Below are 22,792 nucleotides of genomic sequence, written 5' to 3'. Positions count from 1 at the left end.
GCGGGTCAACCGTTGTCGACGAATGCCAGCGTGCCCACGCCGACGATCTCAGCGCCGCCATCTGCGACCAAGACCGCGCCCGTGACAAAGGAAGCCTCCTCGGAGGCGAGAAACAAACAGCAGTGTGCGATCTCTTCTGGGCTCGCCACCCGCCCCAGCGGCAGATCCGCGGCGACCAGTCGGTACGCCTCTTCGCGGCTGATGTCTTTCGTGTCGGCCAAGGCATCCATCGCCTGGTCGGCCATCGGCGTGCGCACCCAGCCGGGGCACACCGTGTTCACTCGAATGCGTTGGCGGCCATAGTCATAGGCCATCGACCGGGTCAGCGCCAGCAACGCCGATTTGCTCACGCCATAGCCCGCATGCGCGGGAGACGCCGATAAGCCGCTCACCGACGAGATATTGACGATGGACCCTCCGCCGCGGTCGATGAGCGCCGGCAAGGCCGCCCGGGCGAGCTTCATCGCCCCAGTCACATTCACATCCAACAGCTGCTGCCAATCGTCGTCGCGAACCGACAACACATCGCCGCCCGATGTGACGCCGGCGTTAGCGACAACAATGTCGAGCCCGCCAAAGTGGGTCAGCGCGGCGGCGATGGCGCCCGTCGCATGGTCGGTCACGCTGATGTCGGCGGCGACGGCCACCCCGCCGATGTCGGCGGCGACGGCCTCGATCGGCTCGGGCCGCCGGCCCGCGACCACCACTCGAGCCCCCTCTGCGGCGAACCGCTTTGCGATGGCCGCGCCGATGCCGGTTCCGCCACCGGAGATCACTGCGACCTTTTGGGCAAGCCGCCCCGTCATGACCAGTATCCTTTGCTGGTTGGGTGGAGCCAGCCTAGACCGAATCCGCCGGCTCGGGGCTGCTTGAGCCCGCACCCGATGAACGACGCGTCGGTCATTGGGGTACGCGCCCGAGCCAACACCCGCCGGATATCGTTGGGCCTTTGACGAGTAAGTGCCCCAGCGACAACGTGTTCTCGGCGGTCCGCAAATCGACAACGGGAGGAAGCGACAGGTGCACCTCGTAAACGACGATCTCCCTGTTGTCGACGTCGCGGCAGGTCAGACCGACACGATCGCCCGTCCCCGCGCCAAATTCGGCATCGAACCGGTCACGCACCGCGCCAAGCGACAATCGCCCACCCTCATGCTTGCGGAACACCGGATCGAGAATCTTGCTGACCTGGTCGGTGAGTGCAACGGCATCGCCGAAATACTCGGCCGGTGTGACACCGGAACAGGTGCCATGGGTACGCCACTCGTGGGGCACCATCACCGCGACGTCCGACATCATCGACTGCAACCTCGATTGCACGTCCTCCGGCAGATTCAGGGACGACATGTCGGCATCTTCTAGGCCATGGGCCCGATCGTCGACCCGCTTTGGCGCCCCACAGGACTGTTCGGAAGGCGGCTGGGGCCAAAGCCCGTGAAGAATCAATGTCCGCCCCATGTCGCCAACATGCCCGGAGGTGCATCCCGGGTTGGACGGCTCAACCTTGCAAAGGCTGGGGCCCCAAGTCACAACAAGCAAGCTCGACGTGCTGCTTCCGGATTGGTTCCCGGACGAATGCGGCGCGCGATCGGTGACGAGCAGGCTGAAGGAGACGGCCGCGACGACCATCGCCGCCAGTCCGGCCGAAATGGAGAATACGGTTACGTCGCCTCGTTGCACGCTCCACCACACTCGCCTAAACGATTAACGGAGTACAGCCTTTCACGCCGTGGCGGTGAATTTCGCGGAGAACCTGTCCAGTGAACGAGATCGACCGCTGGTTCGAGCGCATCCGGCGCCGGGAACACCGCACGGTCTCCCTGTATACGAGCCTGCTCACCGGCAGGATCTTCAAGTACTTCCGCTACCGGCTGCGGTATGCGCTGCTGCTCGACACGACACGATTCGCCGTCCACGTCATCGAATTCCTGATTCTTCTCTCCAGTCTTGGCGGCCTGGCGGCGTTTACCGTGATGGTGCTGCGGATCGGCAGCCTGATCGTCGGCGGCGGGTGGTGGGGGCTGCTGGAGGTAATGCGGCAGCGGCTGAGGGCGTTCGCACGGTCCGGGGAACGGGATGCGGCCGAACGTGAGATCGGCTGCTGGCTTGTCCTCTCGGTGATCGTGGCGGTGATTCTGATGATCATTGCCGGTGTTGTGCTGGCGCTCCTGCGTCCATCCGGCCACGATCCGGTCGCGCACCTCTATGCGTTCCTGGTCGTCCTCGAGCTTGCGCTGGGCTTTCCCGTCCGGGTGGTTCATTCCGGGATATACGCCACACGGCGGGTATACCGGCCCATTTCGTTAATGTTCGCGCCGACCGTCGTGCAGCTGGGATTGCTCAGCGTCGGCCTTTACTTCTACCCGACTGCCGCGATCATCATTGCGATCATCGCGTCGAATGCGATCGGCATCTGGATCACCGTGCGCTACACGCTCGAGGTCTATCGGCTGACCGGACTTTGGCCGAGACTCGTGGCACCCGCTTACGCCTTCTGGCGGCAGCTTCCGCAGATTCCACCCTGGCTAGGCTTGCAGACGATCCTGTCGGGGCTTGCGCTGCGCATGGACGCCGCACTCGTTCTTGGGATCGTTGGCATATACGGGACGAGCACTCGGTCCTTCGACCTCACCGCCGGCGCTTCGGCCTGGCGGCAAGTCGATACGTTCCAGTTTTTCTATCTGGTTCTGCCGTTGTTCCGTGGCGCATACGAGGGCGCGGGCCTTTTCTATTTCGATTTCGTCCGGCTGTGCGGCATCCCGGCCCTTCGGGAATTTCGCGTCTTCTACTTTCATAGGACCCTGTGGATGGCGCCGGTCATCGCACTGTTCTTTTGGTCTCTTGCCGCCGCGCTCGGGCTGGTCGTCCTGCACGACGTACCGCCGAGCTTCCTGCTCGCCATCCTGCCGCTCTTTGTCGTCCGCAGTGTGATTGGCATCTACCAGATTCGCCTGTTCGCTGAGGGCCATTTCGGCACACACCTGGCCAGCATCGTGCTGTTGGCCGTGTTGTTGTGGCTTGTCTGGATCGACCGCAATCCCGCCTCCGACCTCATTGAGATCACGGCGGCGATGATCACCCAACTCATCGTGCTGATCAACGCGCAGCATCTTCAAGACCGCCGACCGCCCCCGCCCCCGACGCTGCTGATGTTGGGGGACTGGATGCGCGCGCTCGCCCGAGAGCCCGGGCCGGTGCTTGTCGGCAGCATCGCGATCCCGGACTCGATCGCGTCGAAGCAGAGATCCGCCGCGGTGAAACTGATGCTGCAAACCTTTGGCGGCAAGGGGCATTTCGCGTTCCGATCGGCAACGACACTTGTCTATTACGAACGACGGGTCTATCGCGACCGATGCGCAAACGGTGATTGGAAGCAAGACGCTCATCTGGCGCTGCAAGCGAGCACGGGTGGCGCCGCGAACCGCGGCAACGCCCTGGGAACGCCGACGGCGAGCGGACGTGCGGCGCTAGATCGGCTCATCGCCGAGAAGTGGATACGCCCGATTAATGACGTATCGCCGCAGGGGGGCGATGTGGAAGCTCTGACCTCCGAATTTCGTACGCTTTTTGCCGATGGCATCGTCTTCGACCTGGAAACGCGCGACGGATCACGCGACATGCGCACCCTCGAGCAAGCCGTTCTCGCGGCGGCATTGCCAGCGGCGGTAACAAGCCTGGAAAGCGGCGCGATCGTTGTTCCGTTGGCTGGCCGCTTGCTCACTCCGCTGTATCACGACGGAAGACTGCGCCAACTCTTTCTTTTGCCGCCTGATCCCGAACCCGCAGTATTCAAACGCTGGTTGCAAACCGTGCAGGCTTGGCGTTTCAGCTGGGGTTGCATGGACACCGTGGGGTCTGCCCGCCATGACTGAACCCATCGACATAGCGCGACGACTGGCGGAGCCGAAAACGTATGAAGACACGATTCTGCGGATCTTCGCCAAAAAAAGGCAGCACGGATCGGCTTTCGGCGAGGTGGGCGGCGGTGTCACCTATTTCAGCACCGCGAACCAACGCCGAACCCTGTCCCGGGCAATCGCCCGCAGCATCACCACCGGCCAATACCGGCCACAGCCGGTTGACCTCTGGTCTCTCGAAACCGACGGCAAGCTTCGCGCCGCCCATGCGCCCGCATTCATCGACCACGTAGTCGGATCGGCACTCTTTCAGCTTCTTACGCACAACGCGCGCTGCTACGGCCTTCCCGGCGTCTATTCCTACCTGCCCGGTTCGACGAACGTGGCCGCGGTGCGGGCGCTCGCCGGATTCGTCCGCGCCCATCGCAAGCGGGTGGGGGTGAAAGGCCCGCCGCTTTATGTCCTGCAATCCGATTTCGAACACTACGGAGACCATCTGCCGGTCGGCCCCAACGCGGCCCTGTGGCGCACCCTGCGCGAGGTGGCGGCGCTTGGCAGCCCGAGCGGCGACATCGGGCCGGACGCATGGAATCTCATCACCGCCCTCGTCCGACCCGTAGTGCGAGATCCCGACGGTGCGCAGTTCACCCGGCGCTACGGCGTCGCCATGGGAACGCCTCTTGTCCCGGTGCTGGGAAATCTGGCGGTCGCACCGATGGACAGGGCAATCGTCGGCATCGAAGGCGTGTTTTACGCCCGATACAACGACGACTTCATCATCGCCCATCCTGACCTCGCCGCGCTGCACAAGGCGGATGCCCGGATCGATGCACTCCTCGATGACCTGGGCGTCAAACGGAAACTGGAGAAGGAGCTGCGCACCGCCCTGAGCGCAACGGGCCAACCCTCCGCCGAGGACCCCGCCTATCGTGGGCGCAACCGGATCGACTGCCTTGGCATGTCGGTCGGCCATGCCGGCACCATGGCCTTGGCGCCGCATCGGCTGCGCCGCTTCGTCGGACGCATTGCGACACGCATCGATGCGGCAGCGGCTGCGCTCTCGCGATTGGCAGCCAGCCAGCGAGCGCGCCATCTCGTGGTGGCCACAAACGTCATGCTCGACCCGACGAATCCGTTTGCGGTTGCTGGCTTGTCCGCACTCCTGGACACGACGACCGACCGGGGGGTGCTCAAGGACGTGGACTTCCGGATCACGCGAAAGATCGTGCAGGCGGCAACGGGGCAAGCGGGCGTGCGCGGCTTTCGGCAGCTGCCGCCCGCGGTGCTGCGGCGCGAAATGGGCCTAGTGTCGCTGGTACACCTGCGGAACTTGCGCTGACCGCGGGGCGTGCGGTTCGATCGTCAAGAGGGCGCGGACCCCGCTTTCATGCGGTAACTGCGAGGGGTCACAGAGGCTGCGGCTTTCGATCCCTCACTTTTTCTGTTTTTCCCCGCGCCCTCGTCAACGGATCTCATGCTGCCCTTTGACGCCGGACTCGTCACCTCTACTGTGGGTCTCAGCACAGACAAGGAAACCTGCAAATGTCGTGGCGGAAAGCACTGTTCAACACCATGTACCGGGTGGGCCGACCGATCTGGGACACCCCGGTCCCCGACGAAATCCGTGCCCTGGCCGACGGCCCGAACGCCCTCCCGCCCGGCAAAGCGTTGGACGTCGGCTGCGGCACCAGCGGCAACGTGGCGTATCTGGCTCGACACGGCTGGCAAGCCACCGGCGTGGACTTCTCGGCCGCCGCAATCAAAAAGGCCGAGGCCACCGCGGCAGAGGTGTCGGGCGCCAGCTTCATCGAAGGCGACGTGACCAAGCTGACCGCGCAGGGCATCACCGGACCGTTCGACTTGATCATCGACAACGGCTGCTATCACACCCTGCCCGATGACGGCAAACAGGCCTTGGCGCGTGAACTCGCCGCGGTGGCCAAGCCCGGGGCGTTATTGGTTATGTGGGAAGGCATTCGGATGCGGCCCAACGAAATCGCCGAGCGATTCTCGACAAACTTCACCATCGAGCACACCGCCAGCAAGACGTTCGTGGGCAAGCGCTTTGGTCGCCGCTTCACCATCGACAACGCACGCTGGTATCAGCTACGTCGCAAGGCGTCGGTCGATCGTCCGAACTGAAGCGAGCACTAGGGACGGATGTGCGAGCGGGCGCACCGACGCCGTCCACTCATCCGCTGGGCCGGACACGTCCCCGCAACCTCAAACCCCCAACCTCAAGCTTTGCTGCCCGGCCAGACGGGCGTCATAGCTGTTTCGCGTGGCGTATGGGAAGCGGGCATGCGACCATATGCGGCGATGCGTCGGTAGCGGCAAACGTTGGTGCGGCTCGTTGGGTCCCGCACGTCAGGAGCGATGGATGACTTGGGCGGTGGTTGCGGCAATCCGCGGCGCGATGACGAGAACAGCTGTGACCGTAGCACTCATTGGAGTAGCCGCTGCGGGTGCGACCGTTCCGACGAATGCGACGCCCCGCGTCGCAGACATGCCCGGTATACCCGTTCCTCTCCGGGGCCCCAACCCCGGTAGCCCTCCCACCAACCCGGACGATCCCCGCTGCGCGGCCGACCCCGAGGCAGGCCAGTGCCACGGCGCCGGAAACGCCCCCGATCCCACCTGGCCTTATCCCGACAACCCGAATGATCCCCGTTGCGGGGTCTTTCCCGACCTAGCCCAGTGCCAGGGCAGCCCATACACTGCTGCGCCGCTACCGCCAGCTGCGCCACCGTCGGCTGTGGACCCTTCGCCTCTGGCACCGCCACCGCCGATGGATGGCGGTATGCCCGGGGGCATTGGTGATATGCCCGGGGGCGCTGGTGATATGCCCGGGGGCGCTGGTGATATGCCCGGGGGTGCTGGTGATATGCCCGGGGGTGCTGGTGATATGCCCGGGGGTGCTGGTGATATGTCCGGGGGTGCTGGTGATATGTCCGGGGGGCTCGGCAGTATGGCCGCGCCTATCGGTTAGCTTTCCTGATGTGGGAGAACCGACATGACCACTGCAATGATGAGGCGTTGTGCTAGCGATGGTGCCGATGACCGGACTCGCCGACCCGACGATAAGCTGGGCCGCCGATGATCGCGGACCCAAGCGGCTGCTCAAGTACCCAAGGTGCCACCTGATCAGTCGCACCAGTGCGACGTTCGAGCAGGCCTTCCTCGTGGAGCACGACGCTGTTTTCGATGACTTCCTGCGGGGTTCGGTCGGCCTCCGGAGCACCCCATGACCCAGACCGAACCTCGGGTGCCCGTGATCGACATGTGGGCACCGTTCGTTCCGTCTGCTGAGGTCGTTGAGGATCTCCTGGCCGGGTTTCCCGCCGAGCTGCTGCCGTATTTCGAGGTTTTCACCAAGACGCCGATCAGCGCTGAGCAGTTCAGCGATTACGCAGCGTCCCTGCGCAGGACCGACGACCAAATCCTGGACTCCCTTGACGACGCCGGAATCACCCGCAGTTTGATCACGGGATTCGATGAAAAGTCGACGTGCGGTGTCACCTTCGTCAACAACGCCCCGGTGGCCGCACTGGCGGCCCGCTATCCCGACCGGTTCATACCCTTTGCCGGCGCAGACGTCATGGCCGGCGCCCGAGCGCTCGACGAGTTCGAACGCTGGATAGTTGAGCACGGCTTCTGGGGTCTGAGCTTGCGTCCGTTCATGATTGGACGGCCAGCCACCGATCCCGCCTACTTTCCCTTCTACGCCAAATGCGTGGAGCTCGGTGTTCCCCTTTCCATCCACACCTCTGCCAACTGGACCCGGACACGGCCAAGCGATCTCGGCCACCCCCGCCATATCGATGAGGTGGCCTGTCGCTTTCCCGAGCTGACTATCCTGATGAGCCACGGCGGCTACCCGTGGGTGCTTGAGGCATGCCTAATCGCTTGGAAACACACGAACGTCTATCTCGAATTGGCCGCGCACCGCCCCAAATACTTTGCTTCGTCCGGCGCTGGGTGGGAGCCGCTGATGCGTTTCGGTCAGACGACAATCCGCAACAAGATCATCTACGGCACCGGCGGATTCCTCATCAACCGCCCTCACCGGCAACTGTGTGACGAGATGCGCGCCTTGCCGGTCCATCGCGACGTTCTGCAGGATTGGCTGTGGCGAAACGCCACCAATCTGCTGGGGCTCGACACGTAAGACCCTGCCTGCGCGCGTGAAGCTCAGCGGTTGGCGTGCCCGGCCCGCGCGGCAGCGCGCTTTTCGGCCTCCGCGTGCTCGGCGGCGGTGACGACGACCGCGTCAGACCCGGGGTACACCGTCGTCTCGTGCCCGTTTACCAGCCAACGCACCACATATGGCGGCGAGCCGTCTGCGGTGCGCACCTCGATGATCTCAGCATGTTGATCATGCCGTTCCGTGGTTGTGCCCTTCACCACGAGGTAGTCGCCGACTTTCGCTTGCATCGTCTAGTCCCTTCTCGTCTTGGTATGACCACGGACCCCTCCATCGTGCGCGCGTTTGTCGCCCAGCGAAAGCGTGCAGTGATGACCCGCGCTCGGGCGCGGTAAGTTACTGCAGCCTTCCGGCGACGAAGTCAGCAGCCTGGTTGACCATTCCCGACGAGACGTAGGCGCCGGCGAGGTGCTGCGGCCAGTTGGCCTCCCAGGTGTTGGGATCGGCCGGGTGACAGATGGGGTCGTCACCATGACACAACTCGATGGTCCGATCGTTGTAAAGCGGGCTGAAGTTCGTAATGGGGCCAACCCATTGACTGCCGTTACCGAACAGCGCGACGGCGGCGATGTGCTGGTCGCTGCCCGCCGGTAGGGGATTGGTGAAGCCCCACATCTGAGTGGGGACCGCGAGCACCACGTCGGTGACGGCCGCGCCGAGCGAGTAGCCGCCAGGCACCAGGCGGGTGTTCGGGCAGCTGTTGGCCATGCTTTGGATATGGGCGCTCATGTCGTTGGCGCCCACGTCTATTTGATTGTCGGCGGGGTATTTTACCGCGTAGACGCCGATGTTCTTATTGACCTTCGAGCGTAGCGCGCTGAGGAACGCGTTGCCGACCGTGCCAATCCCGGGCGATTCGAAGCGGCCACGGGCGAACACCACTTCGGCGTCGGGGCAGGCCGCGGTGGCCGGCGCAACAGCCCCGGGGTAGCCGGCGGGAATTACCACAGGGGCGGTCAACAGCACCGCGGTCAGCAGGACTAACCCGGCGCCCGCGGTCAGAAATCGGCGGCTCAGTAAATCAGTCACAGTGGGATGGTAGCGACCAGCGGCCGCGGGCGCGCGGGCAGTTTGCCCAGTCGGCGTCACTAACGAGAACGCTCGGCTCGGCTCAGCGCCACATTGAGTGGCAAATCCAGGTCCTCGATGTGTGGGGGCATGACCCCATGCTCGATGGCGCGCCGAAGCAGGCGCGCGTTCTGCTGCAGGCGTCGATAGCCTGGCTGGTGGATCTGCCCGGATATGTGTTCGGCGGCGTCGACGTCGCTAGCAGACTCCTCGCGAGCGCGGAGCTGCGCAGACCTCGTCTCGAGCTCGGCGTGGAACTCGTGCGGGTCGTCGAAGGCGGCTACGGCGACATTTCTGCGTTCGCTGCGGTCAGGGTCGTAGCGGTAGTGGTAGACGACCCAACGTTGAATGCTGTCGTCGTCGGGATCCACTCTGGCCATGCCTTGAGCATAGGGTCGTGGACGATATCTACACTCGAGACGCCATTTCGTCGGAAGGAATCTCATGAACGCGCATGTCGAGCAGTTGGAGTTTCAGGCAGAGGCTCGGCAACTGCTGGATCTGATGGTCCATTCGGTCTACTCCAACAAGGACTCGTTTCTGCGGGAGTTGATCTCCAATGCCTCCGATGCGCTGGACAAGCTTCGGATTGAAGCACTCCGGAACAAGGACCTGGACCCGAACACCATTGACACCTCCGATCTGCACATTGAGATCGACGTAGACAAGGGTGCAAGGACTCTTACCGTTCGTGACAACGGCATCGGTATGACGCGCGAGGAGGTGGTGGATCTGATCGGCACCCTGGCCAAGTCGGGCACCGCCGAGCTGCGTCAGCAGCTGCGGGAGGCCAAGAACGCGGCCGCCTCCGAGGAACTGATCGGTCAGTTCGGCATTGGCTTCTACTCGTCGTTCATGGTCGCCGACAAGGTTGAGCTGCTGACGCGCAAGGCAGGCGAGAGCGTGGCCACCAGGTGGGAATCCAGCGGTGAGGGCACCTACACCATTGAATCCGTCGAGGGCGCCCCGCAGGGAACGTCGGTCACCCTGCACCTCAAGCCCGAGGACACCGAAGACGAGCTGCACGACTACACCGGGGAGTGGGTGATCAGAAACCTGGTGAAGAAGTATTCCGACTTCATTGGCTGGCCCATCCGGATGGAGGTTGAACGACGGACCCCTGCCAAAGAAGAGGGCGGCGAGGAGGTCGTCACAAAGGAAACCGAGACCCTCAACTCGATGAAGGCGCTGTGGGCCAGGCCTAAAGACGAGGTGTCCGAGGAGGAGTACAAGGAGTTCTACAAGCACATCGCGCACGCTTGGGACGACCCGCTCGAGGTCATCTCGATGAAGGCCGAGGGCACCTTCGAGTACCAGGCCCTGCTGTTCGTCCCGTCCCACGCCCCGTTCGACCTGTTCAACCGCGACGCCCATGTCGGGGTCCAGCTGTACGTCAAGCGCGTGTTCATCATGGCCGACTGCGACCAGCTCATGCCCGAGTACCTGCGGTTCATCAAGGGTGTGGTCGACGCACAGGACATGTCGCTCAACGTTTCGCGCGAAATGCTGCAGCAGGATCGGCAAATCACCGCGATCCGTCGTCGTCTGACTAAGAAGGTCCTGTCCACGATCAAGGATCTACAATCCAGCCGGCCAGAGGACTACCGCACGTTCTGGACCCAGTTCGGCAGGGTCGTTAAGGAGGGCCTGCTGTCGGATTTCGACAACCGGGAGACCCTGCTGGGCATTTCCTCGTTCGTCTCCACGCACAGCGATGAGGAACCCACCACGCTGGCCGAATACGTCGAGCGCATGAAGGACGGTCAGAACCAGATCTTCTACGCCACCGGCGAGACGCGCCAGCAATTGCTGAAGTCACCGCACCTGGAGGCGTTCAAGGCCAAGGGCTACGAGGTTCTGCTGCTCACCGACCCGGTCGACGAGGTCTGGGTGGGAACGGTGACCGAGTTCGACGGCAAGCCGCTGCAGTCGGTGGCCAAGGGTGAGGTGGACCTGGACTCCGAACAGGACCAAAGTGAGGCCGAGCGCGAGGAGCAGCAGAAGGAATTCGCCGACCTGCTGGGCTGGTTGAAGGAGACCCTGAGCGACCACGTCAAGGAAGTGCGGTTGTCCGCCCGCCTGACCCAGTCGCCGGCCTGCCTGATCACCGACGCCTTCGGCATCACCCCGGCGCTGGCGCGGATCTACCGGGCGTCGGGGCAGGAGGTTCCGGTCGGGAAACGGATCCTGGAACTCAACCCGAACCATCCGCTCGTCACCGGCCTGCGCCAAGCGCACCAGGATTGCCCTGACGATGCCCAAAAATCCCAACTCGCCGAGACCGCCGAATTACTTTACGGCACAGCACTTCTTGCGGAAGGCGGCGCACTCGAAGATCCGGCACGGTTCGCCGAGCTGCTCGCCGACCGGCTAGCGCGCACGGTGTAGGTCAGCGGCTCCCAGCTTTTCGCGGACCATATCGGCGAGGAAGCGTGGGGTCGATGCCGGCCGGAACGCACGGGCCGCGTCGGTGAGCGCGTCGCGGGAATCCGCGCTCAGCTCGATGTCGGCGGCGGCGACGTTGAATTCGAGCTGTTCGACGCTGGACGCTCCGGGAATGGCGACCACGCCCGGCAAGCTGATCAGCCAGGCCAGCGCCACCTGTGCGGGCTTGGCGTCGACGTCGGCGGCGACGGCGCGCAACGTCTGCAGCAGCGGCTCGATCCGGCGCAGGTTCTCGGTGCCGAACAGCGGGTTTAGCGCGCGAACGCCGCCGGGGCGGTTGTCCAGGCCGTACTTGCCACCCAGAAGTCCCTGTGCCAGCGGGCTGTAGGCGATCACGATGCGGTTCTCGAGTTCGGCGAAGGGAACCAGATCTTCGAGCGCATCGGGGTGCGCGAGCGAGAAATGCACCTGGTTGCTGACGACCGGACGCCCAAGCGCGGCGTCGGCCTTTCTCCATCGCGCCAATGAGTAGTTGGAAACACCGGCGGCACCGATGTCGCCGCTGTCGAGCAGGTCGCGCATTCCTGGCATGATCACCGAATCGGGGATGACCGGGTTGGGCTGGTGGATCTGATACAGCGGGATGCGGTCCAGCCGTAGCCGCCGCGCACTGGCGCGCTCGCGCTTCTTGATCACGGCCGGAAACGGTGCGACTGGGAGGATCTTGCTGGCTACGGCAACCTCGGAGCGCTCGTCGCCCAGTGCCTCGCCGAGAATCCGCTCGCTTCTGCCCAGTCCGTACACCTCGGCGGTATCGAACAGCGTCACCCCCAAAGCCCGCGCTCGTTTGACGATGTCACGGGCGGCACCGGAGGCGTACCGGTCACCGTAACCCCACTCGCGCGAGCCGAACTGCCAAGTGCCCAGCCCGATCCGGCTGACCTGTCCGATTCCGTCGACGTCCAGATATTTCATGTCTCCCACCGTACTGAGCGGGCGAACGCCTACCGCGATCCGATCATCGACGACGCCACCGGCTGAATTCGCCGGCCCCTAAGATATGTTTCTGAAGGCGGGACATGTCGAGAACGGTAGTCATCGGAGCCTCGAGTGGGCTGGGGCGCTGCATTGGGGTAGGCCTTGCGCAGCGCGGCGATCACGTCGCGTTGCTGGCCCGGCGCCGGGAACGTATCGAGGCTGCGGCGACGGAAGCCGGGCCGAGCGCGATCGCGGTCGAATGCGATGTTGTCGACGAGGCATCGTGCCGATCGGCCGTCAACGATGTGGTCGAGACCCTAGGTGGCATCGACAACCTCGTCTACACTCCCGCCGTCAGTCCGCTGGTCCGCCTGGTCGATACCGATGCCGAGACGTGGCGGAACGTCTTCGCTACCAACGTCATCGGCGCGGCGCTGGTGACGGCGGCGGCGGTGCCACACCTGACGGCCTCTGGGGGTAAGGCGATTTACCTGTCTTCCGACGCGGGGACGTACGGACCACCGTGGCCCGGCCTCGGCGCGTACGGCGTCAGCAAAGCGGCACTGGAGAGGCTGGTGGAGGCCTGGCGCGCCGAACACCCGGATGTCGGCTTTACCTGCCTCGTTGTTGGGGAGTGCGCGGGCGGCGAGGGCGATGCGCAAACGGGAATGAACGTCGGCTGGGATCGCGAGCTGGCTATGCGGGCGTACCCGCTGTGGTTGTCACGTGGCTGCATGCCGGGCCGGCTGATGCCCGTCGAGGACCTCGTCGACGTGGTGCACACCATCCTGCGTACCGACGCTGCGACGTCGATGCCGATCGTGATTGCCAGAGGTGCGTCCGCGAGCACTGGGGCGGTGCTCGACACCGGTCAGCGCTAGGGCGCGCCATGCCGGTGGCGCCACGGGAACTCTTGCAATCATGACAATATGCGCATACGTTACTCCCATGGATCAGCCGGCGGTGTCTGCGCCCGCGATGCGCGAGATTTTCGGCCGTGAGGCGCGATTGTCGTGGGTGCTGGCCGCGGTGGCGGGGTTGGTCGGCGCCGCGGCATTCACCCACTCCGCCGGGTACTTTGTCACCTTCATGACGGGCAATAGCGAACGCGCAATTCTGGGATTTTTCCGAAACGAGCGGTCGCTCTCGCTGGCGGCCGCTTCGTTGTTGGCGTCGTTCGTCGCGGGTGTGGTGATCGCCTCGCTGTGTCGACGGCATCTGTCGCTGGCCCATCCGCACGGTCCGACGGTGCTGACCGCATTGTGTCTGGTGACCGCCGCTGCCGTCGACATCGGCGTGGATGGATGGTCAACAAGCCAAGTCTCCTTCCTGCCAGTCCTGTTTGTTGCCTTGGGAATTGGCGCATTGAACACATCGTTCGTTAAGGACGGCGAGGTAGCCACCCCGCTGAGCTATGTGACGGGCACGCTGGTCAAACTCGGTCAAGGCGTTGAACGACACATCAGCGGCGGACAGGTCGCGGACTGGCTCGGCTATTTCATCTTGTGGGCCAGCTTTGGCGTCGGCGCCGCTGTTGGCGGGTGCATCAGTTTGGTCGTGAGTGGGTGCCAGATGTTGGCGGTCGCTGCCCTGGTATGCGCGCTGACAAGCGGTTACACCTACTTTCATGGCGACCGCCGCGCCCAGCGTCAATAGCTCTTAGCTGCCCGGGCCGATCACGAAGCAGCGGCCATTGCTGGTGTCGAGGAATACTGCTGAGACAGCGGACTTATCGATGGTCGGAAACTCGAAGCGATGCACTTGTTGGCCGGCTTCGATGTTCGCGTCCTGGGACTCGTTGGTGCCATCCTTCTTGCGAACCACCGCGGTAACCTTTTCGGCTTTCGACAGGTTCTGCGGCTCATGGAAATACCACACCTCAATCCCGGCGCCAGATGACCTAGCTTGCCAGCCATCGGAGTAGAAGCACGGCGGATTCCCCTCGGCATCCGGTGGCGGCGGCGCACATATTGATAGTCCAACGCACTCTGGCGTGCTGGTTGACGTGGATGGCGAACCGGTCGGGCTGGTGGTCGTCGGTGGCTGGGTCGAGCTCGGAGGAGATGCCTGCGGTGGCGACGGCTGCTGCGAGGCGCATGCCGCAACGCCCGACCAACCCAGCGCGAGGATGGCTACCAACCGAGTCGCCACTGACATGGCTGTCCTTTCGCCAAGCGGATGTCTGCCAGCGTAGAGAATGACCTGCCAGGTGAACGCCGCTTCAGGCGGAAGCCCCGTCACCGTAGCGAACGATGCGTTGTTCGATGCCGTGGGCGGCGTGGCGCAGTTGTCCACCGAGCGTGCGAATGGCGGCGCCGTCGAGGGCGGTGAAGACCGCCGCCATGACCGTCATCGTGATGGAGTCATCGGCGTTGTGGATGGGCGCCGATATCGTGGCGACGCTGTGTGTTGTGCCGCTGTCGAGTTCGCTGTCGAGGACATCGATGACGGCGAGATCGGCGTAGGCGCGGGCCAGTTGGGTAGTGATCTCGTCGACCTCGCCGTCGGCGCTGAGCGCCCGCAGCGCGGTGTAGACACGCACGTACTGGTGAGTGAGTCGTTCGACGACAAAGCCGCGTTGTCGAATTTCATTGAGTACCAATGCCATTCTCGTCTGGAATTGGCGGCTTGGCGTTCCGATCGCTTGCAGCCACTGGTTCTGTGCATCGGTGCCCCACCAGGCGACGTAGTCGCGACCGATCGGGGCGACGAACGGTGTTCGCATCCCGCGGCCGATCCTGGGCCCGCGCAGGCACTCGCCGACGCTATCGATGACCACCAGGGTGGCGCCCTCGCGGCGGGCAAGCAGAACTTGGGTGCCGGTGGTTTTGGCCAGCGCTTGCAGGTCGGCCCGGTGCAGTTGGGCGTCGGTGGGCCGGGCCAGCGCGGCGATGGCCGGCCCCCAGGTGTAGTGGGCCGTGCCGGGATCCCTGATCGCCCATTCGCGGGCCGCCAATGTGGTGAGGATGGCATGTCCGGTGGCCCGGCTGAGGTGGAGGTTGCGGCAGATCTCGGCCAACGAGAACTGCTTGGTCGGGTTGCGGCCGAGTAGCTCCAGCACGGCGACGACCCGCTCGGTCGGCGGCGACAAGCCTTGACTCGGGCCCGGCGCCGCGGCTACCCTTTCCGTCACAATATCGAACGATATGTCGATATATCGACACATGCAAGGGTTATCCATGAGCGCACTGACCAATTTCGACGTCGACGAAGTCGCGCCGGTCGCCGTCGAAGAGCGCCGGGTGTCGCCGCGAACGTGGCGAGCCTTCGGGATCTGGACGGCGGTCTTCTGGGGCGCGACCGGTGTCTGCGCAACCCTTTTCTATCTGGGCGTGCTCGACTTCACGACGAGCGCCAAAACCTCCCTCTATGGGATCAGCATCTGGCTCAACGGGTGGTTCATCCCGTTGCTGCTCCCCGGGGCGCGCAAACGCCCGCGCATGGCGCTCTTCCACGAGTGCCTGGTGCTGTGGATGGTCTCCTACGTGATGACGAACCTGCTCTGGGAGATTCCGTGGGTCATGTTCTCCCCCTACGTCTTTCACGATCTCCATACGCTGAATGACGTCATCGCCCATACCTCGTGGATGCGCGAGAACGTCTTGCATATGTACTGGTGGGACCTGGCATCGTTTGGCTCGGTCGATCTGCGCACGGTCAATCACAACTCGACGTTCTTCACCCTCGAGATCTACGCCTTCGTCAACCTCGCTACCGCGCTGGCCTTCTGGCGGCTCAACAAGAATCGCTCGTCGATGCGCTATCTGATCCCAGTCCTGGGAGCCGGAGAGCCGGTTGTGGCGACGTTCATCTTCTCGTTCAGCGAGGTGTTCGGAGGCTTCCAGAACCTGCCTGGTGGCGTTGCCGATACCCTGCTAGCGCTGGTTTGGACGCAATACCAGTACTTCGTCTTCCCGCTCATCTTCGGCTGGCTCGGATGCAAGCTGCTACACGAGGATTGGCGCCGCAGCAGCGCCGCCGTTGCTGCGGACGATCCCACTGTGGTAGTCCGCTGACCCGATCGACGGCGCGGCCAGTCACCCCTGCCGCTTTCGTGCCCGGCGCTTGTGGCCGTTCGCGTCGTCCATCCAGTCCTTCTCGATACGGCCGATCTCGAGCGACAAGACCATGAGGGTTTGGTTGTCGCAATGGATTTCGCGCGCAGTACGGAACTTCGCAGCTTCACCGGCGGTGGGCAGATGTGGCCGCAAGCCCTCGAACCACTCGTTGCCCACCACGTTGGGCGGTTCGTTGTCACGTGACCCGGTCTCCCACTGCCGATACGAGCTGCTCGCGCTGCACAATCCCGACCGCCACATTCTCACCGCCTCGTAACGCTGCGCCTGCAGATTGACGTTCAGCTGGTGTTTATGGTCCTTGGCGGCCGCGGCTCCCGGGAAGTACGAATCTGCGATCGACTGCACAATGCCCGCTACGCCCATGGCCGAGGCACCCACGACGGTGCCGAGCAGGCCCATCATCGCCATCTCCATTGCCATTCTCCAGATCCTCGCACCCGAGGGCGGACGCGCAAAGACCGAGCTCCCGATCTCCGGCTGCCATGAGTGACGGGTGGTGTCCTAGCGCATCGACTGCTGCCAGGAATGAATGCGTTCGGCGAGCTCGGGCCCGCTGTCCTCCTGAACAAAGTGGCTGGCCTTGATGCGGGCGTGTGGCTGGCCCGCCGCGCCGGGGATGTGTTTGATCAGCGGACGGTCGGCTCGGCCGAGGATCGGGTCGCGATATCCGAAAATGGCTAAGAATGGTTTGTCCCACCGGCCCAGGGCGTCCCATGCCGCACGGTTGGCCGCAACCGCCGGATCATGGGGTGTGGTTGGCACCAACCGCGGGAACGCCCGGGCCCCAGCCTGATACGTCTTGTCGGGGAAGGGCGCGTCGTAGCCGGCCCGCACGTCGGCGGGAACCTTGCGGACGGTGCCGAAGTCGACCAGACGGCCGGCGGGAAGCACGGGGGAGTAGCGCGCAACCGCCCGCCACGCATAGAAGGCGGGCGGGGTGCGGCGCGCCGCGGTGGGAAGAAACCCGTTGGCCACCACCAGCCGCGCGATCCGGTCACCGTGCTCGGCGGCGATGCGCAGACCGATCAATGATCCCCAGTCCTGCACGAAGAGCGTGACGTCGTGCAGGTCGAGGTTCTCGAACCAGGACGTCACCCACTCGACGTGCCGCAGGTAGGTGTAGTCCTCGATGCGAGTCGGTTTGTCGGATCGGCCGAAGCCAATCAGATCCGGAGCGAGCACCCGGTGCCCGTCCGCGGCCAGCGGCGGAATCATGGTTCGGTACAGGTAGCTCCAGGTCGGCTCGCCGTGCAGCAAGACGATCGGCGGACCGTCGGAAGGGCCCTCGTCGACGTAGTGCATTCGCAGCGGCTGGGTATCGCTGGCCACCACGTCGACATAATGAGGTGCGAACGGGTAGCCCACCAGGTGTTCGAACCGGGAGTCGGGGGTTCGTAGGACATCCATGACCTGCTCCTATCTGAGTCGCGCCAGCCAGATCGTGTGGAGACCACAATCGGGATCTTCCACCACGTGTGTTGCCACTTCGAAACCATTGTTGTGCAAAAGCGTCCGATACTCGGCGCTGTCGAGACTCGCGTGGTACAGGGGCTCACCCAGGTACCTGCCGATCCGCTCGCCGGCGAATGGGCCGCTGGTGAACATCAGCGCTGCCCCCGGCGCCGCATGGCGCCGGAGGAGCGGAAGAACTTGGCGTTGGTCAGCCCCCGGCAGATGAAAAAAGCTGTCCCAGGCAATAATTCCGTCGAACTTGCGGTCGAGAGCCAACGCGCGCATGTCGCCGACGTGCCATTCGTGTTCCGGAAACCGTGCCGCGCACCTGGCGATCATCGTGCTGGAGGCATCCACGCCGGTCACCTGGCAGCGGTGTTGGATGAGGTAGTGCGCGATCGGAGCACCTGGGCCGCAGCCAACGTCAAGCACCGTGGGATGGTCCGGAAGCAGAGCTAAAAAGCGGTCAAGCCAGGACTTTTCACGCAGATGATCGCCACGATCGGCGGCCCACGCATCAGCATGACGCTGGTAGAGATCGATGGCCCGGCCCGCCGCCGTCGACTCATTCGCCTCAGAGGTCACATGAAATCCGCGTAGGCCAAGTGGACACCGCAGCGAAGGCACCTGAAGAGATAGGCGGTCGCATGCCCGTCCTTGTCGAGTGTCTGGATAAAGTCCTCGATCTTGGCGTCGGGCCAGTCGTAGCCCCGGTATTCATTGCGCAATGCCTCCACGGCATCGGGGAGCTTGGCCACATCACTGGCGCCTACCGGGCCGAGGAAGGCGGCGGCGTCACCGCAGTGATGCAACCACTCCTCTTGCTGCCAGCCGCTGAACCCGGGTGTTCGGCACAGCACTTCCTCCGACGCGTCCTCTGGAACGTCGTCGGGCACCGCCCACATGGAGTCGGTGAACGTGGCATCGAACCGACTCGCCGCAGTGCCATCCGCGATACACCAAGGACAGATGGCGCCGTCAATTTCCTCCCTCGCGTACACCGGGCCGATATAGGTGTAGGGGCGGAGTTGCTCGCAACTCACGCAACTCACAGGGTCTGCGACTAGCGAGCCGGTGCCGACGGGGTCGGGATGATAACGAAATTCGGGCAGCTCTTGGGAGTCGGACTTGTCTTCGACATGCATCTCATGATCTTCGCCTGCGTCTCGCCGTGCTCGCCAGTCGGGTCGGTCGGCGGCGTCTAGGATGTCCGGGGAAAACGCTGGTGCTGCACGAGGGGAGACAGCATGGTCGAGATCCACTTGGAAAGGACGATAGCCGCATCTCCGGAACGAGTCTTCGACTGGTTGGCCGACCCGGTCAATTTGGCTGCCGCGCCGCTGGCCGTCAAGGCTGGGTACGCGAAAGGCTCGGCGGGGCCTGGCGCGGGCGCGGTGCGTGAGGTATTTGGGCTTGGCGCGTGGTTCCGCGAGGAGATCACGGCATACGATCGGCCGCGCAGCTACTCCTATCTCATCGTCCGCTCCCTCCCGCCGCTCGATCACGAGGGCGGCACCCTGACCTTCACCCCATCGGGTGACGGCACGCACGTCGACTGGCTGACCAACTACAGCCACCCGGCTCGTGCGGGAGGCAAGCTGATGGAGGCGGTCACCCGTCGACTGCTGCGCTCGACCTTTCTCGCGATCCTGTCTGCCTGTGCGAAGGCGCTCGAGAGGTAGCGGCGGTTTCGCGATCGGGCGCGGCTTTGCCAGGCCCGACGCGAACCATATGGTGTTCGACGCTAGTCCGAGAATGCTTGCTGCTAGCTGACTTTCGCGATCGCGTGAGTGACCGCGGGCTGCAGCGTGCGGCTGTCGCGGCTGAAGGGGTCGAGGAGCTCCTGCATTCGGCGCTGCTGAGCGGTGGCCCGGGGCCGGGTTGGCTGCAGGCGGCGGCTGCGGCGTGGACATCGTTGAGCGCTGAATACGCCTGGACGGCAGAAGAACTCACCGCGATGGTGGCTACGTTGCAGGCCGTGGCTGGTCAAACAGCCGCTCAGGCATGCCTCGGGACAACAGGCCATATATAAACGAACGCTTGATTTATTAATTGGGATGTGCGATAGTTGCCCCTAGGTTCGACCTCGGTCGTGCAGCGCTGCCCGATGAAACACCTCGGAAGAAAGAGTGTCGGCGGTGACGCTGCGAGCGGGATGGACGGTTTGGCGGCGGCCGGTGCGGCGGTGGAGGCGTTGACCGCGCGGCTGGCGGCCGCGCACGCTGTTGCGGCGGCGCCGATTACGGGGGTGGTGCCGCCGGCGGCTGCGGCGTCGACATCGCTGAGCGCCGAATGCCCGTCAACGGGCGAAGAACTCACCGAGATGGTCGCCGCGGTGCCGGCGGCAGGGGCGTGGCTGGGCCCGAGCGCTGAGACGTATTGGCCGCGTATGCGCCGTACGTCGCCCGGTTGGCCCAGGCCAGCGCCGACAGTGCGGCAACGGCCGCCGATCACATCACGCATACGATGTTGGTGGCGACGAATTTCTTTGGGATCAATACGATCCCGATCGCGCTAGACAAGGCCGAGAATGTGCGGATTTGGATCCAGGCCACCACCACGATGAGCGTCTACGAGGCCGTGACGGATGCGGCGTTGGTCTCGACACCACATACCAGCCCAGCACCGGTCATCGTCGAACCCGGCGTCGGTCCTGCCGGCGACGTTGCTGGCACCACACAATCCGGCTCCGGGATATCCCCCGATGATTTGGGGCTCCTCGAGGTGGGGGCGGAGGCGCGCCTGGACTTCAACTTGTGGTTCTTAAAAAGTGGATGCCCCGTTCCCGCACGAACCGATCGGCAACGTGGTAGCAATGGTCGATGCCTTCATGACCAATCCGGTTGACGCGCTGTTCGAATGGGGGCCGATGATGTTTACGCCCGGCTACACGGTGACGGAGGGGGGAGCGCCGGCAGAGGCTCTGGCCGGAGGCGCTACGACCGCATTGGTGGCCGCGTTGCCGCCCAGTCTCATTCCAGCCGCGACTGCCCTGGCGAGCATGGCTGGAGTACCTGTGGGGGCCGCGGGGGCAGTAGCAGCAAGCAGCGTAGCGCCCCTTGCCGGCGCTTGCGCGGCAATGCCGGCGGCAAGATTCGTTTCCGTGGTGGCCTGTGATCGGGGTGCTGGGACGTTGGGGTTCGCCGGGACCTCAGGCACGCAGTCCGGTGGGCAGCCCGCGGGGTTGACCCTGCTCGCCGGTGATGAGTTTGGTGACGGTCCGCGGATACCGATGCTGCCGGCCAGCTGGGGCACCGGTTTGGTCGGCGCGCCCAATGATGGAGGTTCGGTATCGGTTTAACGAGGTGATTGCCAGCAACTAGAGGTAACCCGAAGAATCGAATCGAGAGGATCGTTATGAGTTTGTTGGATGCCCAGATTCCGCGGTTGATCGCCTCGCACACGGCGCTTGCCGCCAACACGGGGTTGATGCGGCACACGATCGGTCAGGCCGACGCCGATGGCGCCGCCGCGTCGACCGGTTTCTGAAAGAGTTTGTGATGTCGCAGATAGGCGCAGTGGAATCAGGCGATGGCGGATCTGATGCGGGCCTATCGGACGATGGCCGGCAGCCATGAGTCCAACAACATGGCCATGTTGGCCCGCGATTGTGCCGAAGCCGCCAAATGGGGTGCCTAGTCCGGTGACCGTGCGTTCAAGAGCGGCCCAAGGGATCGTCGTGGTTGGCGGGTCGGTGGGCGTGATGAACGTCGAGCCCGACGTTGTCGAGCTCACCGTCGATCACGCCCGCTTCATCGCGGAAACGTTAGGGGCTGGCAGCTTTCCGTCGGTGCTGGCGATCACGACGCCGCATCAAGATACCGCAGAACACAAGGCGTGGTCGGCGTGCCAGAGTGCGGAACTGACTCGGATGGGCGTGCTGTCTGCACGCGGTGTGGTCGAGCCGGCGGTTGCTGACTTGGTCCGGGTGGTGTGCTTTGCGGACCGGTGGCTCGATCTGCGCCACGTGGCGTGCGCCCCGGCCGCGGGTGCTTGGGAGCTGCTCCGCGGTGTCGTCGCGCGCTGTGACGATGTCAGTGCCGAGACCGTGGTCGCGCTTCGCCACGGGGAACTGATCACCTTGGCAGCACTGGACATTTGCGCCGCCGGGGCGCTGATTCCGGTCCTCGGTGTGGGGTTGGTGGACCGGTCGCCGGCGCGGTTCGACGAGGTGAGTCTGCCGACTGAAGTGGGGTCTCTGGCCGATGAGATGTTTCAGGCCGGGGCCTCGGTGGCGGAAGTTGCTCATTACTTGGATATTGCCGAATCGGCTCGATCGGTGGTGGAGTCGGTGTTCGGCGGCCCGCGCAGATGCGTCGAGATAGTCGTCGGTTGCCGCTGCGACGCAGACCTGTATGCCGCCGCGGAGGTCGACGTTAGCATCGTCGACACCACCGAGGGCCGCGTATTGGTGAGCACGTCACGTGCGTTGAACGGCGAGTGGATTTCGACGTTTCGCCCCGGAACACCGTCGGCGATAGCCGCTGCGATCGACCAATTGACCACTGACCTACCGGGCGGCCCGTGGTTTCGGTGGCGCCCCGTGGGTGGTTTGAGAGAAGCAGGCGATTCGCCTGAGGCTCTGTGGGCTTCACTATGTCATAAGAGCGGGTGACTGGGAGCGTCAAGCTACCGGTGTCTCCTTCTCATACCTTGGTTGCTGCTGAAACAAACTGAGCCACTTCGTCATGTGGCCGGTCTTCCCGACCTCGGACTATATGAGCTCTGCGCTCCCCTGCCGTCGAGTCACCCCGGTGGCCCACGATCGC

The 22,792-nt window shown here is 64.2% G+C and carries 25 protein-coding genes and 4 pseudogenes; 17 read left to right on the top strand and 12 right to left on the bottom strand.

Going from position 1 to position 22,792, the window contains the following annotated elements:
* Positions 1-5 precede the first annotated feature (5 nt).
* Both AADZ55_RS14765 and AADZ55_RS14760 read right to left on the bottom strand, forming a co-directional pair.
* Complete coding sequence (locus AADZ55_RS14765) at positions 6-806, bottom strand: SDR family NAD(P)-dependent oxidoreductase (protein ID WP_085327057.1); 801 nt, start codon at positions 804-806, stop codon at positions 6-8.
* 94 nt (positions 807-900) lie between these two features.
* Positions 901-1,629 carry a ribonuclease T2 family protein gene (locus AADZ55_RS14760; protein ID WP_085327079.1) on the bottom strand — a complete coding sequence of 243 codons (729 nt, stop codon included), beginning with the start codon at positions 1,627-1,629 and terminating at the stop codon, positions 901-903.
* A 131-nt stretch (positions 1,630-1,760) separates the two neighbouring features.
* Here AADZ55_RS14760 and AADZ55_RS14755 point away from each other — a divergent pair, with 131 nt between their 5' ends.
* From AADZ55_RS14755 to AADZ55_RS14735, 5 genes are all read left to right on the top strand, one after another.
* Positions 1,761-3,872, top strand: coding sequence for a hypothetical protein (locus AADZ55_RS14755; RefSeq protein WP_085327056.1), 2,112 nt, complete (start codon positions 1,761-1,763; stop codon positions 3,870-3,872).
* Positions 3,865-5,196 (top strand): hypothetical protein, encoded by a 1,332-nt coding sequence (locus tag AADZ55_RS14750; RefSeq protein WP_085327055.1) that lies wholly within the window; start codon positions 3,865-3,867, stop codon positions 5,194-5,196. The genes AADZ55_RS14755 and AADZ55_RS14750 overlap by 8 nt, the downstream gene beginning before the upstream one ends.
* Before the next feature lie 203 nt (positions 5,197-5,399).
* A complete protein-coding gene (locus tag AADZ55_RS14745) occupies positions 5,400-5,999 on the top strand; it encodes a class I SAM-dependent methyltransferase (protein ID WP_085327054.1) in 600 nt (199 codons plus the stop codon).
* Positions 6,000-6,913: 914 nt separating this feature from the next.
* Positions 6,914-7,105: a hypothetical protein gene (locus AADZ55_RS14740; protein ID WP_133056453.1), complete on the top strand. Its 192-nt coding sequence runs from the start codon at positions 6,914-6,916 to the stop codon at positions 7,103-7,105.
* Positions 7,102-8,025, top strand: a complete 924-nt coding sequence (locus AADZ55_RS14735; RefSeq protein ID WP_085327051.1) for an amidohydrolase family protein — start codon at positions 7,102-7,104, stop codon at positions 8,023-8,025. The genes AADZ55_RS14740 and AADZ55_RS14735 overlap by 4 nt, the downstream gene beginning before the upstream one ends.
* A 23-nt stretch (positions 8,026-8,048) precedes the next feature.
* Here AADZ55_RS14735 and AADZ55_RS14730 read toward each other — a convergent pair whose 3' ends face one another.
* The 3 genes from AADZ55_RS14730 to AADZ55_RS14720 form a co-directional block, all read right to left on the bottom strand.
* The gene (locus AADZ55_RS14730) at positions 8,049-8,291 is read right to left on the bottom strand and encodes a DUF1918 domain-containing protein (RefSeq protein ID WP_085327050.1); all 243 of its coding nucleotides are present in this window, start codon (positions 8,289-8,291) and stop codon (positions 8,049-8,051) included.
* A 106-nt stretch (positions 8,292-8,397) separates the two neighbouring features.
* Positions 8,398-9,090, bottom strand: a complete 693-nt coding sequence (locus tag AADZ55_RS14725) for a cutinase family protein (RefSeq protein WP_085327049.1) — start codon at positions 9,088-9,090, stop codon at positions 8,398-8,400.
* A gap of 59 nt (positions 9,091-9,149) precedes the next feature.
* Complete coding sequence (locus AADZ55_RS14720; RefSeq protein WP_085327048.1) at positions 9,150-9,509, bottom strand: hypothetical protein; 360 nt, start codon at positions 9,507-9,509, stop codon at positions 9,150-9,152.
* 64 nt (positions 9,510-9,573) lie between these two features.
* Between AADZ55_RS14720 and htpG the strand changes: the two genes are divergently transcribed.
* Positions 9,574-11,517 carry a molecular chaperone HtpG gene (htpG, locus tag AADZ55_RS14715; RefSeq protein WP_085327047.1) on the top strand — a complete coding sequence of 648 codons (1,944 nt, stop codon included), beginning with the start codon at positions 9,574-9,576 and terminating at the stop codon, positions 11,515-11,517.
* Here the strand turns inward: htpG and AADZ55_RS14710 are convergent.
* Complete coding sequence (locus tag AADZ55_RS14710) at positions 11,500-12,489, bottom strand: aldo/keto reductase (RefSeq protein ID WP_085327046.1); 990 nt, start codon at positions 12,487-12,489, stop codon at positions 11,500-11,502. The two genes, htpG and AADZ55_RS14710, sit on opposite strands and share 18 nt — an antisense overlap.
* Positions 12,490-12,593: 104 nt before the next feature.
* Between AADZ55_RS14710 and AADZ55_RS14705 the strand changes: the two genes are divergently transcribed.
* Positions 12,594-13,373 (top strand): SDR family oxidoreductase, encoded by a 780-nt coding sequence (locus AADZ55_RS14705; protein WP_085327045.1) that lies wholly within the window; start codon positions 12,594-12,596, stop codon positions 13,371-13,373.
* Positions 13,374-13,440: 67 nt separating this feature from the next.
* Positions 13,441-14,148 carry a YoaK family protein gene (locus tag AADZ55_RS14700; RefSeq protein WP_423202318.1) on the top strand — a complete coding sequence of 236 codons (708 nt, stop codon included), beginning with the start codon at positions 13,441-13,443 and terminating at the stop codon, positions 14,146-14,148.
* A 3-nt stretch (positions 14,149-14,151) separates the two neighbouring features.
* Here the strand turns inward: AADZ55_RS14700 and AADZ55_RS14695 are convergent, their stop codons facing one another.
* A complete protein-coding gene (locus tag AADZ55_RS14695) occupies positions 14,152-14,649 on the bottom strand; it encodes a hypothetical protein (RefSeq protein WP_085327077.1) in 498 nt (165 codons plus the stop codon).
* 64 nt (positions 14,650-14,713) lie between these two features.
* Positions 14,714-15,658, bottom strand: a complete 945-nt coding sequence (locus AADZ55_RS14690; RefSeq protein ID WP_119185075.1) for a helix-turn-helix domain-containing protein — start codon at positions 15,656-15,658, stop codon at positions 14,714-14,716.
* Positions 15,659-15,671: 13 nt separating this feature from the next.
* On the opposite strand from AADZ55_RS14690, the gene AADZ55_RS14685 reads away from it, so the two are divergent.
* Positions 15,672-16,508 (top strand): hypothetical protein, encoded by an 837-nt coding sequence (locus tag AADZ55_RS14685; protein ID WP_085327044.1) that lies wholly within the window; start codon positions 15,672-15,674, stop codon positions 16,506-16,508.
* A gap of 21 nt (positions 16,509-16,529) precedes the next feature.
* Here the strand turns inward: AADZ55_RS14685 and AADZ55_RS14680 are convergent, their stop codons facing one another.
* From AADZ55_RS14680 to AADZ55_RS14665, 4 genes and pseudogenes are all read right to left on the bottom strand, one after another.
* The gene (locus tag AADZ55_RS14680; protein ID WP_085327043.1) at positions 16,530-16,991 is read right to left on the bottom strand and encodes a hypothetical protein; all 462 of its coding nucleotides are present in this window, start codon (positions 16,989-16,991) and stop codon (positions 16,530-16,532) included.
* Between the two features lie 81 nt (positions 16,992-17,072).
* Complete coding sequence (locus AADZ55_RS14675) at positions 17,073-17,978, bottom strand: haloalkane dehalogenase (RefSeq protein ID WP_085327042.1); 906 nt, start codon at positions 17,976-17,978, stop codon at positions 17,073-17,075.
* A 9-nt stretch (positions 17,979-17,987) separates the two neighbouring features.
* Positions 17,988-18,608, bottom strand: coding sequence for a class I SAM-dependent DNA methyltransferase (locus tag AADZ55_RS14670; RefSeq protein ID WP_242670341.1), 621 nt, complete (start codon positions 18,606-18,608; stop codon positions 17,988-17,990).
* Positions 18,605-19,205, bottom strand: a pseudogene (locus AADZ55_RS14665) (CbrC family protein). Before AADZ55_RS14665 ends, AADZ55_RS14670 begins: the two are co-directional and overlap by 4 nt.
* Before the next feature lie 65 nt (positions 19,206-19,270).
* Here AADZ55_RS14665 and AADZ55_RS14660 point away from each other — a divergent pair.
* The 8 genes and pseudogenes from AADZ55_RS14660 (at position 19,271) to AADZ55_RS14625 (ending at position 22,638) form a co-directional block, all read left to right on the top strand.
* A complete protein-coding gene (locus AADZ55_RS14660; RefSeq protein WP_085327040.1) occupies positions 19,271-19,705 on the top strand; it encodes an SRPBCC family protein in 435 nt (144 codons plus the stop codon).
* Between the two features lie 161 nt (positions 19,706-19,866).
* Positions 19,867-20,028 (top strand): annotated as a pseudogene (locus AADZ55_RS14655) (PPE domain-containing protein); the annotation flags it as partial.
* A 150-nt stretch (positions 20,029-20,178) separates the two neighbouring features.
* Positions 20,179-20,289 (top strand): annotated as a pseudogene (locus AADZ55_RS14650) (PE domain-containing protein); the annotation flags it as partial.
* A gap of 113 nt (positions 20,290-20,402) precedes the next feature.
* On the top strand, positions 20,403-20,870 hold the full coding sequence (locus tag AADZ55_RS23585; protein WP_423202317.1) for a PPE family protein: 468 nt from the start codon (positions 20,403-20,405) through the stop codon (positions 20,868-20,870).
* Positions 20,854-21,324: a hypothetical protein gene (locus AADZ55_RS14640; RefSeq protein ID WP_242670338.1), complete on the top strand. Its 471-nt coding sequence runs from the start codon at positions 20,854-20,856 to the stop codon at positions 21,322-21,324. Before AADZ55_RS23585 ends, AADZ55_RS14640 begins: the two co-directional genes overlap by 17 nt.
* A gap of 56 nt (positions 21,325-21,380) precedes the next feature.
* Entirely contained in the window at positions 21,381-21,512 is a 132-nt protein-coding gene (locus AADZ55_RS14635; protein WP_423202316.1) for a hypothetical protein, read from the top strand.
* A 27-nt stretch (positions 21,513-21,539) separates the two neighbouring features.
* Positions 21,540-21,662, top strand: a pseudogene (locus tag AADZ55_RS14630) (WXG100 family type VII secretion target); the annotation flags it as partial.
* Between the two features lie 64 nt (positions 21,663-21,726).
* Positions 21,727-22,638: an ESX secretion-associated protein EspG gene (locus AADZ55_RS14625; RefSeq protein WP_341286314.1), complete on the top strand. Its 912-nt coding sequence runs from the start codon at positions 21,727-21,729 to the stop codon at positions 22,636-22,638.
* Positions 22,639-22,792: the final 154 nt, after the last annotated feature.

This window comes from Mycobacterium decipiens, from assembly GCF_963853665.1.
Lineage (GTDB): Bacteria > Actinomycetota > Actinomycetes > Mycobacteriales > Mycobacteriaceae > Mycobacterium > Mycobacterium decipiens.
This window is presented reverse-complemented; position numbering and strand designations above follow the sequence as displayed.

Bases quoted from the DNA above. Each gene is read 5' to 3' on its own strand.
- AADZ55_RS14710 (WP_085327046.1), bottom strand. From the start codon at position 12,489: ATGAAATATCTGGACGTCGACGGAATCGGACAGGTCAGCCGGATCGGG.
- AADZ55_RS14700 (WP_423202318.1), top strand. From the start codon at position 13,441: ATGGATCAGCCGGCGGTGTCTGCGCCCGCGATGCGCGAGATTTTCGGC.
- AADZ55_RS14760 (WP_085327079.1), bottom strand. From the start codon at position 1,629: ATGGTCGTCGCGGCCGTCTCCTTCAGCCTGCTCGTCACCGATCGCGCG.
- AADZ55_RS14735 (WP_085327051.1), top strand. From the start codon at position 7,102: ATGACCCAGACCGAACCTCGGGTGCCCGTGATCGACATGTGGGCACCG.
- AADZ55_RS14730 (WP_085327050.1), bottom strand. From the start codon at position 8,291: ATGCAAGCGAAAGTCGGCGACTACCTCGTGGTGAAGGGCACAACCACG.
- htpG (WP_085327047.1), top strand. From the start codon at position 9,574: ATGAACGCGCATGTCGAGCAGTTGGAGTTTCAGGCAGAGGCTCGGCAA.
- AADZ55_RS14705 (WP_085327045.1), top strand. From the start codon at position 12,594: ATGTCGAGAACGGTAGTCATCGGAGCCTCGAGTGGGCTGGGGCGCTGC.
- AADZ55_RS14690 (WP_119185075.1), bottom strand. From the start codon at position 15,658: ATGTGTCGATATATCGACATATCGTTCGATATTGTGACGGAAAGGGTA.
- AADZ55_RS14720 (WP_085327048.1), bottom strand. From the start codon at position 9,509: ATGGCCAGAGTGGATCCCGACGACGACAGCATTCAACGTTGGGTCGTC.
- AADZ55_RS14660 (WP_085327040.1), top strand. From the start codon at position 19,271: ATGGTCGAGATCCACTTGGAAAGGACGATAGCCGCATCTCCGGAACGA.
- AADZ55_RS14765 (WP_085327057.1), bottom strand. From the start codon at position 806: ATGACGGGGCGGCTTGCCCAAAAGGTCGCAGTGATCTCCGGTGGCGGA.
- AADZ55_RS14675 (WP_085327042.1), bottom strand. From the start codon at position 17,978: ATGGATGTCCTACGAACCCCCGACTCCCGGTTCGAACACCTGGTGGGC.
- AADZ55_RS14750 (WP_085327055.1), top strand. From the start codon at position 3,865: ATGACTGAACCCATCGACATAGCGCGACGACTGGCGGAGCCGAAAACG.
- AADZ55_RS14695 (WP_085327077.1), bottom strand. From the start codon at position 14,649: ATGTCAGTGGCGACTCGGTTGGTAGCCATCCTCGCGCTGGGTTGGTCG.
- AADZ55_RS14680 (WP_085327043.1), bottom strand. From the start codon at position 16,991: ATGGCAATGGAGATGGCGATGATGGGCCTGCTCGGCACCGTCGTGGGT.
- AADZ55_RS14635 (WP_423202316.1), top strand. From the start codon at position 21,381: ATGAGTTTGTTGGATGCCCAGATTCCGCGGTTGATCGCCTCGCACACG.
- AADZ55_RS14685 (WP_085327044.1), top strand. From the start codon at position 15,672: ATGAGCGCACTGACCAATTTCGACGTCGACGAAGTCGCGCCGGTCGCC.
- AADZ55_RS14740 (WP_133056453.1), top strand. From the start codon at position 6,914: ATGACCGGACTCGCCGACCCGACGATAAGCTGGGCCGCCGATGATCGC.
- AADZ55_RS14745 (WP_085327054.1), top strand. From the start codon at position 5,400: ATGTCGTGGCGGAAAGCACTGTTCAACACCATGTACCGGGTGGGCCGA.
- AADZ55_RS14625 (WP_341286314.1), top strand. From the start codon at position 21,727: ATGAACGTCGAGCCCGACGTTGTCGAGCTCACCGTCGATCACGCCCGC.
- AADZ55_RS14640 (WP_242670338.1), top strand. From the start codon at position 20,854: ATGACCAATCCGGTTGACGCGCTGTTCGAATGGGGGCCGATGATGTTT.